Source organism: Enterococcus sp. AZ126, from assembly GCF_051714545.1.
Taxonomy (GTDB): Bacteria; Bacillota; Bacilli; order Lactobacillales; family Enterococcaceae; genus Enterococcus_L.
In genome coordinates this window covers 1,222,733-1,235,805 of record NZ_JBIOSB010000001.1, presented here as the reverse complement: position 1 = coordinate 1,235,805, position 13,073 = coordinate 1,222,733, and the positions used below count along the sequence as shown (strand labels likewise).

Genomic DNA, 13,073 nt, shown 5'->3' with positions numbered 1-13,073 from the left:
TTTAAAGAGCGTAACGCATTGACTATTTTGCGTTTTTATGTACATAAATCGTTCAGACATAAATGTTAGAGAATGTTTGACACAGGGACAAAGGAGTGACAAGAATGCCAAAAGAGGAAATTATGACTGGTCCAGGGGTCATCAAACTTGTATCGAAATATATGACACCACAACATGTTGCATTTGTTCAAAAAGCGTGCGACTATGCTGAAAAGGCACATGAAGGTCAATTCAGAAAATCTGGTGAGCCTTATTTTATTCATCCAATTCAAGTTGCGGGGATTTTAGCAGAATTACGGATGGACCCACATACTGTTGCAACAGGATTTCTGCACGACGTAGTAGAAGATACGGATGTAACACTTGACGATCTATCAAATGAATTTGGCGCAGATGTTGCGATGTTGGTTGATGGCGTGACGAAACTTGGGAAAATAAAATACAAATCTCATGAAGAACAATTAGCTGAAAATCACCGTAAAATGTTATTGGCAATGGCACAAGATTTACGTGTAATCATGGTGAAGTTGGCTGACCGTCTACATAACATGCGTACATTGAAGCATCTGCGTGAAGATAAGCAGCGCCGAATCGCACAAGAAACGATTGAAATTTATGCACCGCTTGCTCATCGTTTAGGGATCAGTCGAATTAAATGGGAGCTAGAAGATACGGCATTACGCTACATCAATCCCAATCAATATTATCGAATTGTTAATCTGATGCAAAGCAAACGAGATGAGCGAGAGGCTTACGTTGAAGAAGCGGTGGAAGATATTCGTTTGGCTACAGAAGATTTAGATATTTATGCTGAAATCTATGGTCGTCCCAAACATATATACTCAATCTATCGCAAAATGAAAGACCAGAAAAAACAATTCAATGAAATTTATGATTTACTGGCGATTCGTGTGATCGTAGATTCAATCAAAGATTGTTATGCTGTCTTAGGGGCGATCCACACAAAATGGACACCGATGCCAGGACGTTTCAAAGACTATATTGCGATGCCAAAAGCCAATATGTACCAATCTATTCATACTACAGTTATCGGGCCAAAAGGTAATCCAGTAGAAGTGCAGATCAGAACGCATGAAATGCATCAAATCGCTGAATTCGGGGTTGCAGCTCACTGGGCTTATAAAGAAGGTAAGACTGAAAAAGTCGATGAAGATAATGATACAAAACAACTAAGCTGGTTCCGTGAAATTCTTGAACTGCAAGATGAAAGCTATGATGCTTCTGAATTTATGGAAAGTGTCAAAGGGGATATTTTCAGCGATAAGGTTTATGTTTTCACCCCCACAGGCGAAGTTACAGAATTGCCTAAAGGTTCTGGTCCATTAGATTTTGCGTATAGTGTGCATACTGAAATCGGGAATAAAACAACTGGTGCTAAAGTGAATGGGAAAATGGTTCAGTTAGATTATACACTAAAAAATGGTGATATTATTGAGGTATTGACATCGCCAAATTCCTTTGGTCCAAGTCGAGACTGGCTGAAAATGGTTGCCACAAGTAAGGCAAGAAATAAAATTAAACGCTTCTTTAAAATTCAAGACCGTGAAGTTAATATTATTAAAGGACATGACGCCATTAGTAAATACTTGATCGAACATGGTTTTGCTCCAAAAGAATTTTTGAGTAAAACAAAAATGGCAGAAGCGTTGGATCGTTTTAATTTTCAAACAGAAGATGATCTTTATGCTGCTGTTGGCTATGGAGAAATTAGTGCCCAAGTAGTCTTTAATCGTTTAACTGAAAAAGAACGCAAAGAACAAGAAATAGAACGCCAAAAGCAAGAAGCAGAGGAATTGATGACGCAACCTGTCAAAAAAGAATCTGATAAAATGAAGGTTCGCCATGAAGGTGGAATCGTGATTCAAGGTGTTGAAAACCTACTTGTTCGCATTAGCCGCTGCTGTAATCCAGTACCAGGAGACAAAATTGTCGGCTATATTACAAAAGGACGTGGTGTTTCGATCCACAGAGCAGATTGTCCAAATGTTCAGCATCAAGAAGAACTTGCTCAACGACTGATTGAAGTTGAATGGGAAGATACCGACAATTCAAATAAAGAATATGATGCCGATTTAGAAATTTATGGTTATAATCGTAGTGGATTATTGAATGATATCTTGCAGGTTATTAGCTCAATGACCAAGAATCTAGTGAGTGTGGAAGCAAAACCAACAAAAAATAAAATGGCGATGATCCATGTGACCGTTAAAATCCAAAATTTAGCACATTTAAAAACAATTGTCGATAAAATCAAAAATATACCAGATGTATATAATGTTCGTCGAACCAATGGTTAGGAGGGATAAGCTATGAGAGCAGTCATCCAGCGAGTGACACAAGCTGAAGTTAAGATCAATCAAAAAAGTGTTGGGAAAATAAATCGAGGATTCATGATTTTACTGGGGATTCATGAATCAGATAATCTAGACGATGTCACTTATTTGGTCCGCAAAATCAGCAAGCTTCGTGTGTTTGAAGATAATGCTGGTAAAATGAATCTAAGTATTGAAGAGGCAAAAGGTAGTATTTTGAGCGTTTCTCAATTTACATTATATGCAGACACTAAAAAGGGCAACCGTCCTAGCTTTACAGAAGCTGCTCGACCAGAAGTTGCGATTCCTTTGTATGAGCTGTTCAATAAACAGCTTAAGGGACTGGGCATTTTAGTAGAAACGGGAGAATTTGGCGCTGATATGGCAGTTTCACTCATTAATGATGGGCCGGTGACGATCATTATTGATACAAAAGATAAATAATCGATAAACATTATTCTTGCAACGCAATGCAGCAGGGATAATGTTTTTTGATAAGTTTTTAGAAAAGGTTATATTAAGAATAAATGCTTGGTATAATAAACTATAAAGTGATTGTCGAGGTGTGAAATGAAAAAATATAATGAAGAGTTGTTGGCAAAATTAAAAAAATTACCAGTACCAGAATTACACGAAACGCTCGTTTCATTAAGTGATTGGTTAAGACCATTGGTTACAGTAGACGAATTAAAGGACTTTCAAAAAAGAGCATTAACCTTCAGTGTCTCCGATGGCGTATTATTGCAAAAAAGTCTGGTTGATTATGCGGAAAATATAGCTGGTAGCTGGCTAGCACCCCTTTGGGAAGAGAATTATTTAGAGAGCCGAGGCTATTTACAAAGTGAGTCAAATTTCGCCTTGATCATTGACGAAAGCTACTACGATCATATCGAATCAAAAGAAATACTGGCAGCTCAATTGATCTATCAAATGACTACTATTTATCTTAGCTTAGCGAATGGAACCTATCCGATCGAGTATACAAAAAATAAGCAAAATATCGATATGTCCTTTTATTTAAACTTTTTCAAAAGCTGTAGAATACCTGGAAAAGACCGAGATTCTTTTTACAGAGGTGACATACAAACTGCTGGAAATTATATCGTGATTATTGCAAATGGTACTTATTTTCGTTTAGATGTGACAAACGATTTAGGAGAAATTAATGCTCTAGAACAAATACTAGAAAATGTGAATTATATTTTATCGTTAGAGCATATACCAAAACATGGTGATGATCTGATTTCGTATTTAACCGGGGTAGAAAGAGAACAGTCAAATTTGATTTATCAACAGATCAAAGCGGAGGAGCTGAATAGCCAAAATTTAAAACAAATCGAAGAAGCACTATTCGTTTTGAGCTTTTCAGACGGGAAAGATGAGTCAAAAGAAGATCGAATCACGGATGTTTTGTTAAATACAAGCCATCAATTTTTAAGCAAAACGACACAAGCAGTCATTACCAAAAGTGGTTATATCGGTTTTAACATGGAACATACAGCGATTGATGGTGTACCAACATTGAATTTACTTACCCAAATTTTTCAATCATTTAATGAGTTGAAACTAGAAAAGACTGAAAAAATCTCTTCAAATTTGGTTCAAAAAATTGAATGGACACTGACAGATCAAATGATCAGTTCGTTAAAAGAAGCGCAAAAACTTGTAGAAATAGAGAATAATTCCTATATCTTCAAACATCTTGTTTTCAAAGAATTTGGAAAAGAACAAATGAAAAAAGCGAAAGTAAGCCCGGATGCTTTCTTCCATATCGCCTTAGCAATGGCGCAGTACAGCGTTTTTGGAAAGCTAAGATCTGTTTACGAACCAGTTGCTATGCGTATGTATTATGAAGGCCGAACAGAATCTGCCCGTTCAATCAGTCAAGAGAAAAAAATGTTTGTAGAAGCATTCTACGATGAAACAAAATCGATTTCTGAGGAAAAATTAGTGGAGTTATTTGTAGAAGCAGCAACAGCACATTCTGATCGAATCTTGCAATGCCAAAAAGGGAAAGGGTTAGAACGTCATTTGTTTGGACTTCAAAAAATGGTATGTAACCCTAAAGAAGGTCAATCCTTCTTCTCAGCAGAAGCCCTTAAACGATTAGGGGAAGATTTTATTTCAACCACTGGACTTTCGTATGATCTATTAGAATCATTTAGCTTTGGCCCGGTCAACAAAACAGGTTTTGGTCTTTATTATGGCATTTTAAATGAAAAAATCCTTTTGACCTTATCCGCTAAAAAAACGCATGAAAGTGAAGCGGCACAAATGCTAGAAGCAATTTCTGAGGCACTGATCGCTTTAACTGAGTTTTTAGACATTTAGTAAAAAAAGAGGTTGGACAGAAGCGTTTAACTCGGAAAAATAAGAGTTGTTTCTGGTCCAACCGTTTATTCGGAGCCCTTAAGGCAAGCTAAAATAATTTATTGATTCGTTGATAATCTTCTTGAGTCAAATGGACATCCAAAGCTTTTACATTATTGATTACTTGCTCAGGTTTTTTCGCACCTGGGATCACAACAGCTACAAAGGGATTTTTGATATACCAAGCAAGCACGATTTCTGCAACGCTGGCATTATAATCTGCTGCAATCAATTTAAGTTGGCTGACTTTGTCGATAACGGCTTTAAATCGCTCACCCTGAAAATCTGGTTTTTTACTTCGTAGATCTTCAGGTGGAAACGTTACATCGCTTTCGTATTTTCCTGTCAATAAGCCAGAAGCCAATGGAAAATAAGGAACAAAGGAAATCTGCTGTTCCTTTAAATAGGGCAGTAATTCATTTTCCGCCTCACGATGAATTAAACTATATTCATCTTCAACGATATCGATATTCCCTTCTTGATTTGCTTCTTTGATTTGCGCCAAACTAAAGTTAGAAACGCCAATTGCTCTAATTTTTCCCAGTTCTTTTAACTTTTGTAGGGCAGCAATTGCTTCATTTTTAGGGGTTGTTTCATCTGGAAAATGAATATAAAAAATATCGATATAATCTGTTTGTAGTCGCTCTAATGCTTCATTAACAGAACGTGTCAAAAATTCTGGTGTATTATTGAACGCGCCACCTTTCGCTGGATCATGAGCAGCTTTAGTTGCGATAACAATTTTACTACGATCAAATTCTTTTAAAACCTCACCAATCAATTCTTCTGAACGACCCATTCCATAAGCAAAAGCGGTATCTAATAAAGTAATTCCACTATTTAAAGCCGTTCGGACGATCTCTTTTCCAATGTCATCATTCAAGTTTGGAAAAAGATTATGACCACCTACCGCATTTGTTCCTAAACCTAGAGGTGTTGAAAAAACTTCGGTTTTACCAATTTGGACGTTTTGTGTCATTATAATTCCTCCTGAGTTTTTCTTTTAGTGTAGTTGATATCGGTGAATCAGTGAAGTGTTTTGACTTATTTTTAACTTTAGAAACAAGAAACGAGCATTCTTTTTGATTTCAGCGTTGAATTAGTTGAATCCCTCTTGACTTTACGATGAAATTTTAGTAATTTATATGTAATATCAAAAAAATCAATGAAAGAACGAGTAAATTTCAAACTTATCGTATAAGAGAAAGTTGCCAAGGCTGAAAGCAACTTCATTAGGGAAATTGAAAGACATTCTGGAGATGAACGGATAAAAAACCGTTCCGTTGCGAGCGTTAATCGTTAGAGGAAAGAGCAATCTTTCAAACTTAGGTGGTACCGCGTGTGTCTATTCACTCGCCCTTGTATTTATACAAGGGCGAGTTTTTGTTGTGAATCACTACGATTGGCTCTGCCAGAGTAGATGATGAACAATACTTGGCGAACGCAGTGAGAGAAGTGACCATACTAGTAATTCATCAAACGCTATGCTCTCAAACAAACAGCAAGGTCAATCAATAAAAAAGTGCGCCCGACGCGTCCGATCAAAATCTTGATCAATCGTTATAAAAATACATTGCAAACAATAACTAGGAGATGAAGCCAATGAGTTATCAAAAACCAAAAGGAACTAATGACTTGTTACCCGGAACTTCTGAAAAGTGGCAGTTTGTTGAAGAAACTGCCCGTTTGATTTTTCGTGACTACCAATATGAAGAAATTCGTACCCCTATTTTTGAACATTATGAAGTGATTTCTCGCAGTGTAGGAAATACGACCGATATCGTTTCAAAAGAAATGTATGATTTTTACGATAAAGGAGATCGACATGTTACCTTGCGTCCAGAAGGAACAGCACCAATTGTCCGTTCATTTGTAGAAAATAAATTATTTGGACCGGAATTTGCGAAACCATATAAAACATACTATATGGGCCCCATGTTTCGTTATGAGCGTCCTCAAGCAGGGCGTTTGAGACAATTCCACCAAATCGGTGCAGAAGCGTTTGGCAGTGTGAATCCAGCGGTGGATGTTGAAAGTATGGCGATGGCGTTAGACTTTTTCAACCAATTAGGAATCAATCAAATTCGTTTAGTAATCAACTCTTTAGGCGATAAAGCAACAAGAGCTGCTTATCGTCAAGCGTTGATCGATTATTTAGAACCAAAAATGGCTGAACTAAGCGAAGATTCAAAACGTCGCTTACATGAAAATCCTTTACGTGTTCTAGACAGCAAAGATAAAAAAGATCAAGTGATCGTCGCCGATGCACCCTCTATTTTAGATTATCTGAGTGCTGAGTCAAAAGAACATTTTGAGACAGTCCAAACGATGTTAAACGAATTGAATATTCCGTTTGAAGTGGACAGCAACATGGTTCGTGGGTTAGATTATTACACGAATACAATTTTTGAAGTGATGAGTGAGGCTCCAGGTATGGGCGCTCAAGCGACAATTTGTGCTGGTGGACGTTATGATGGCTTAGTCGAAGAATTGGGTGGGCCAGCAACACCTGGTTTTGGTTTTGCAATAGGAATTGAACGTGTGCTGATCACAATGGAAGCAGAAGAGATCGTAGTTCCGGTAATCAATGAAATCGATGCTTATGTTGTCGGAATTGGTGACCAAACAAATGTTGCAACACTAAAACTTGTACAAGCTATTCGGAACTTTGGTTTCTCAGCAGATCGAGATTTTATGGATCGTAAAGCAAAAGCTCAATTTAAAACAGCGGCTAAATTAAATGCAAAACTTGCTTTGACCTTGGGTGAAACTGAATTATCTGAAGGGATTGTAAATGTAAAATCAATGGCTAATCGTAATGAAAAAACGTTTCCACTATCAGATATTTATGAAAGATTCGATGAAGTTTATGATGAAATGATGACAGTGATGTTTGATTAATAATGAATAAAAAATGAAGAGGAGTAATGATCAATGACAGAAAGAACAGTATACTGCGGAGAAGTCTCAGCAGATTTAGTAGGGCAGGTTATAACATTAAAGGGTTGGGTACAAAAACGTCGTGATTTAGGCGGAGTTATTTTTATCGATTTACGTGATCGAGAAGGCATCGCACAAGTTGTTTTCAATCCAGCACATTCAAAAGAAGCATGGGAAATTGCAGATAAATGTCGTAGCGAGTATGTGATTGAAATCACTGGAGAATTAACGTACCGTGATAAAGAAGCTATCAACCCTAAAATGAAAACCGGTGAGTTTGAAATAATGGCGACAGCTATCACGATTTTAAACACAGCTAAAACGCCACCCTTTTTAATTGAAGATGAAAATAATGTCGGCGATGAAATTCGTATGAAATACCGCTATTTAGATTTGCGCCGTCCACAAATGACAGCCAACATAAAATTACGTCATGAAGTGACAAAATCAATTCGTCATTATTTAGATGATACTGATTTTATTGATATCGAAACGCCTTATTTTGGCAAATCAACACCTGAAGGCGCTCGTGATTATTTAGTTCCTTCTCGCGTTCATGCGGGTCATTTCTATGCATTACCACAATCACCTCAAATTTTTAAACAATTATTGATGAATGCTGGTTTTGATCGTTATTACCAAATCGTTCGCTGTTTCCGTGATGAAGATCTACGTGGGGACCGTCAGCCCGAGTTTACTCAAATTGATATCGAAACGACTTTCTTATCACCAGAAGAAATCCAAACAATGACTGAAGAAATGTTAGCAAAAGTGATGCGTGAAACAAAAGGGATCGAAGTTACATTACCGTTCCCACGTATTAGCTATGACGAAGCAATGGCACGTTATGGAAGTGATAAACCGGACACACGTTTCGATATGGAATTGATCGATATCGCGGATGTGGTAAAAGACGTTGATTTCAAAGTGTTCCAAATGGCCTTAGAAAATGGCGGACAAGTTAAAGCGTTAAATGCTAAAGGTGCAGCTGATAAATATTCAAGAAAAGATATGGATAACTTAGGTACTTACGTAAGCCAATTTGGCGCTAAAGGGCTTGCTTGGTTAAAAGTAGAAGAAGATGGACTAAAAGGACCGATTGCAAAATTTTTAACGGATGTGTCAGATGATTTGATCAAAGCAACAAATGCTGAAATCGGTGATATTTTGATGTTTGGTGCAGATAAACCAGAAGTGGTTGCAGCTTCATTGGGTGCGGTTCGTTCACGTTTAGGGAAGGAATTAGGATTGATCGATGAGTCTAAATTCAACTTCCTATGGGTCGTTGATTGGCCATTGTTTGAATACGATGAGGAAGCAGGTCGTTATGTTTCTGCCCACCATCCATTCACACAACCAAAAGAATCAGACATCGAATTACTTTCAACAGATCCAGCAAAAGTTTACGCTGAGGCATATGATATCGTCTTAAATGGCTATGAATTAGGCGGCGGTTCACTGCGTATCCACAAACGTGCGTTACAAGAAAAAATGTTTGAAACACTAGGCTTCACTAAAGAATCAGCACAGGAGCAATTTGGTTTCTTATTGGATGCTTTAGAGTATGGTTTCCCTCCACATGGCGGAATTGCTTTAGGCTTAGATCGTTTAGTAATGTTGTTGGCAGGTGAAAATAATATTCGTGAAGTGATTGCCTTTCCTAAAAATGGAAAAGCGGCTGATCCGATGACGAGCGCACCAAGTGTGGTTTCACCATTACAATTATTTGAGTTGAACATTGATGTAACAGCAGTTGATGAGTAAATAAAAACTTAAGAAGAGAGGGTGCTTCTGCTCTCGCCGTTTATTCGGATTCTTTAAGGCTAGGAGATAACTCGTAGAGTTATCTCCTAGCCTTTTGTTGTTAAAGAGAATGATATATCGTTAAATTTGATAGTGTAAGCATCGTTTATAAAATATTTATATTTATGTTTTATACTGAATATATAACGTTTCAAAGGAGGGATATGGTGATTAAAAAGAAACTTTTGACAAAAGTATCGTTGATAACACTATTTTTAATTATTCTATCAGCTTGCCAAGTAAAAAAAACGGATCAAACAATGCCAACAAAGGAGAGTACAGCCATGACAAAAGAAGAGAATAGTACAAATCAATCAAGTGAAACAGTGGAAATAAATTCATCAGAGTTACCTAATAAATCTTTTGCTGAGGGATCTTTAATTCAAGCTGTAAGAGAAAATGATTTGAAACAAGTTCAAGAAATACTAAAAGATGACAATTACAAGATCGATGAAGTTGATACTCAAGATGAAACGCCACTTTTAATCGCAACGCATCAAAACTCTATTGAAATTGCAAAATCATTGATCGATGCAGGAGCAGATATTAATAAACAAGACACAATTTCAGATAGCCCATATTTATATGCAGGAGCCCAAGGTAAGACAGAGATCTTACGGTATATGTTAGAAAAACAAGTGCCTGATCAGCAAAAAGTTAATCGGTTTGGCGGAAATGCGCTGATACCTGCTGCTGAAAAAGGACATCTGGATAATGTCAACATTTTATTAAAAGATGGGCGCTCAAATGTTGATCATCAAAATAATTATGGCTACACTGCTTTGATAGAAGCTGTTGCATTAACAGATGGTTCTTCAATCTATCAACAAATTGTCAAAGCGTTGCTAGAAGGTGGGGCTGATAAAACATTGAAAGATAATACAGGTCGAACAGCTGAAGACTATGCTAGAAGTTTAGGTTATTCTGAAATATTGACTTCATTAAATGAGTATTAAACAATAATGGAACAGAAGTTTCCCTTTAAAGAGGTTACTTCTGTTTCGTTTTTTTATTCACAATGAGTTTGAATAAAAAATAGTATAAACATAAAAAATGTCTAAAGAAAGATTAAAGATAGTGAAACTTTTGGTTTATTTAAAAGATTCTGCTTTTTTTCTTCCCTTAAAGCACGTATAATGAAATTCAAATGAATCGAGTAAAGTGAGGCTGCTTCCACATGAAAAAATTATTTGAAAGTTTACCTGTCCATGATTATACGACAAAACTTTCAGTGTCGATCGTTTACGCGATTTTGGCATCTGTTGCAATGAACTTCTTTTATCAACCAGGAAACATTTATTCCAGTGGGATTACTGGATTGGCACAAATTTTAACGACATTATCAACAAATGTTGTGGGATTCCATGTGCCGGTGTCGATTACGCTGTACGCGTTGAATATTCCTTTATTTTTTATAGCATGGCGTAAAATAGGTAAAAAATTTACAATTTTTACTTTTTTAACTGTTACGTTGACATCTATATTTATGCAAATCGTGCCACAAACAAGTCTGTCAGATGATCCTATTATTTGTGCGATTTTTGGTGGGGCTGTTATGGGATCTGGAATTGGATTTGCATTGAAAAATGGTTTATCTTCAGGTGGCCTAGATATTTTTAGTATTACGATCCGAAAAAAAACAGGACGCTCAGTAGGTTCTATTTCAATGTACTTTAATGCCTTGATTATTTTTGTTGCAGGCTATTTATTTGGTTGGCAGTATATGTTTTATAGTGCGTTATCGATTTTTGTGAGTGGAAAAGTGACAGATGCCGTCTATACGAAACAAAAGAAAATGCAAGTCATGATCATCACAAAAAATCCAGATGCTGTGATCGATGGGATTCAGCAGAAAATGAGAAGAGGAATCACAATCATTCATGAAGCGGAAGGTGCTTATCGCCATGATAAGCAGACATTATTGTTGACAGTTGTCACTCGGTTTGAATTGCCGTCATTGGAAGCAGCAATGAAAGAAACTGATCCGTCAGCTTTTGTAAGTATCTCAGATAATGTCAAGATTCTTGGCCGGTTTTATGAAGAGGATCTATAGGGAAAGAAGTTTCTCATCCTAAGAAATAAGGAGGAATTAACGGGAGTTGTTCAATAAAATTTTGTGAATTTAAGCTTATTTCTAAAGAGATTACTTCTGTTCCAATCGTTTATAAAGATTCCAAGTGAGTGGGATATGACTGAAAGAGAGTTGTGTCCCGCTCACTTTCTTTTTTAAGATTATATTTGAAGTATAAGAGTATAGAATAAAGTATTGTATTGATAAGATCAGGCTATAAATTATCGGGTTATAATTTTAGTTGTATTGATTCAAGTAATGTCAGAAACTTTTTGACGGTTAGTTAAAATGGCTGGATACAAAATTAAGAAACAAGTGACTAATTCAAAAAAATAATCTCTTTTTCTTGAAATGAAAAGTGAAAACTGGTACACTTAGAATGTAAGATTGAGGGGCACTTTTAAGATGTTAATAGAATTTAACAATGCGAAAGAGGAACATCAATCCTATTTTTTTAAAGTTCATAGGTCGTTTTAAGTCTTACTTGGACGTTTTTAGACCAACGAAGGAGCGCATCATGCTAGATGAATTGAAAATGATTGAAGCAGTTGCTCCAGATTTGCTCGATGTAATGCAGGAAAGGTTTCATATTCTTCGTAATATATACTGGATGCAGCCTATTGGACGTAGAAGTCTATCGGATAGTATGGGAATTACAGAACGGGTCTTAAGAACAGAGACCGATTTTCTGAAAAACTTACAATTGATAGAGACTTCTAAAAGCGGAATGACATTAACTGAAAAAGGATTAGATGTTTATCAAGGTTTAGAAGCTGTTATGAATCAGTTACTTGGTATGCATCAAGTCGAAAAAGAAATCAGTCAATATTTTGGGATCAAGCGTTGTATCGTTGTGGCCGGTAATAGTGACAATCAAGAGAAAGTTCTTTACGAATTCGGTGATATTTTGACCGATTCATTAGACTTACTTTTACCTGAAAGCAATAATATTATTGCTGTTATGGGTGGCACTACAATGGCAATGACTGCTGAGCATATGGGCACGCTAGAGACGGAAAAAAGACATAATTTGTTTGTTCCAGCTAGAGGCGGAATCGGAGAAGCAATGACGGTTCAAGCTAACTCAGTAAGTGCTGTAATGGCCAGCAAAACTGGTGGTCATCATAGAGCATTATATGTTCCAGAACAATTGAGTCTTGAAACATATAATTCATTACTGCAAGAACCATCGATTCAAGAAGTATTGACACTTATCGAACAAAGTAATTGTGTTGTTCATAGTATCGGACGTGCTTTGCATATGGCTGCACGCCGCAAAATGTCAGATGATGAAATGGTCATGTTAAAGCAAAACAACGCTGTTGCAGAATCTTTTGGTTATTTCTTTGATGAAGAGGGGAAAGTTGTTTATAAAATCCCTCGCATTGGACTTCAGTTAAAAGATGTACAAAAAATTCCGAATGTCGTAGCAATTGCTGGCGGTAAGACAAAAGCCAAAGCAATTCGCGCATACATGAAAAACGCACCAAAACAAACGTGGCTCATTACGGATGAAGCTGCTGCAAATGAGATTTTAAAAGGGGTAACCCTTTAAA

Annotated in this window: 9 protein-coding genes and 1 other annotated feature; of the genes, 8 read left to right on the top strand and 1 reads right to left on the bottom strand. The window is 36.7% G+C overall.

Annotated elements, in window-relative coordinates:
• Positions 1–104: 104 nt before the first annotated feature.
• The 3 genes from IGI43_RS05950 to IGI43_RS05940 all read left to right on the top strand — a co-directional run bounded on the left by IGI43_RS05950 (position 105) and on the right by IGI43_RS05940 (position 4,664).
• Positions 105–2,318 (top strand): RelA/SpoT family protein, encoded by a 2,214-nt coding sequence (locus IGI43_RS05950; protein ID WP_438756907.1) that lies wholly within the window; start codon positions 105–107, stop codon positions 2,316–2,318.
• Positions 2,319–2,330: 12 nt separating this feature from the next.
• A complete protein-coding gene (dtd, locus tag IGI43_RS05945) occupies positions 2,331–2,777 on the top strand; it encodes a D-aminoacyl-tRNA deacylase (RefSeq protein ID WP_438756906.1) in 447 nt (148 codons plus the stop codon).
• Positions 2,778–2,903: 126 nt separating this feature from the next.
• Positions 2,904–4,664, top strand: a complete 1,761-nt coding sequence (locus IGI43_RS05940; RefSeq protein ID WP_438756905.1) for a choline/carnitine O-acyltransferase — start codon at positions 2,904–2,906, stop codon at positions 4,662–4,664.
• An 88-nt stretch (positions 4,665–4,752) separates the two neighbouring features.
• Here IGI43_RS05940 and IGI43_RS05935 read toward each other — a convergent pair whose 3' ends face one another.
• Positions 4,753–5,682: an aldo/keto reductase gene (locus tag IGI43_RS05935; protein WP_438756904.1), complete on the bottom strand. Its 930-nt coding sequence runs from the start codon at positions 5,680–5,682 to the stop codon at positions 4,753–4,755.
• Between the two features lie 177 nt (positions 5,683–5,859).
• Positions 5,860–6,067: a binding site (T-box leader), on the top strand.
• Positions 6,068–6,305: 238 nt separating this feature from the next.
• Between IGI43_RS05935 and hisS the strand changes: the two genes are divergently transcribed.
• The 5 genes from hisS (at position 6,306) to IGI43_RS05910 (ending at position 13,072) form a co-directional block, all read left to right on the top strand.
• A complete protein-coding gene (gene hisS, locus IGI43_RS05930) occupies positions 6,306–7,604 on the top strand; it encodes a histidine--tRNA ligase (protein ID WP_438756903.1) in 1,299 nt (432 codons plus the stop codon).
• Positions 7,605–7,637: 33 nt separating this feature from the next.
• Entirely contained in the window at positions 7,638–9,407 is a 1,770-nt protein-coding gene (aspS, locus tag IGI43_RS05925; protein WP_438756902.1) for an aspartate--tRNA ligase, read from the top strand.
• A gap of 206 nt (positions 9,408–9,613) precedes the next feature.
• On the top strand, positions 9,614–10,402 hold the full coding sequence (locus IGI43_RS05920) for an ankyrin repeat domain-containing protein (RefSeq protein ID WP_438756901.1): 789 nt from the start codon (positions 9,614–9,616) through the stop codon (positions 10,400–10,402).
• Between the two features lie 221 nt (positions 10,403–10,623).
• Positions 10,624–11,499, top strand: coding sequence for a YitT family protein (locus IGI43_RS05915; RefSeq protein WP_438756900.1), 876 nt, complete (start codon positions 10,624–10,626; stop codon positions 11,497–11,499).
• Positions 11,500–12,034: 535 nt separating this feature from the next.
• A complete protein-coding gene (locus tag IGI43_RS05910; protein WP_438756899.1) occupies positions 12,035–13,072 on the top strand; it encodes a sugar-binding transcriptional regulator in 1,038 nt (345 codons plus the stop codon).
• The last annotated feature ends 1 nt before the right edge of the window (position 13,073 follow it).

Bases quoted from the DNA above. Each gene is read 5' to 3' on its own strand.
- IGI43_RS05950 (WP_438756907.1), top strand. From the start codon at position 105: ATGCCAAAAGAGGAAATTATGACTGGTCCAGGGGTCATCAAACTTGTA.
- dtd (WP_438756906.1), top strand. From the start codon at position 2,331: ATGAGAGCAGTCATCCAGCGAGTGACACAAGCTGAAGTTAAGATCAAT.
- IGI43_RS05940 (WP_438756905.1), top strand. From the start codon at position 2,904: ATGAAAAAATATAATGAAGAGTTGTTGGCAAAATTAAAAAAATTACCA.
- IGI43_RS05935 (WP_438756904.1), bottom strand. From the start codon at position 5,682: ATGACACAAAACGTCCAAATTGGTAAAACCGAAGTTTTTTCAACACCT.
- hisS (WP_438756903.1), top strand. From the start codon at position 6,306: ATGAGTTATCAAAAACCAAAAGGAACTAATGACTTGTTACCCGGAACT.
- aspS (WP_438756902.1), top strand. From the start codon at position 7,638: ATGACAGAAAGAACAGTATACTGCGGAGAAGTCTCAGCAGATTTAGTA.
- IGI43_RS05915 (WP_438756900.1), top strand. From the start codon at position 10,624: ATGAAAAAATTATTTGAAAGTTTACCTGTCCATGATTATACGACAAAA.
- IGI43_RS05910 (WP_438756899.1), top strand. From the start codon at position 12,035: ATGCTAGATGAATTGAAAATGATTGAAGCAGTTGCTCCAGATTTGCTC.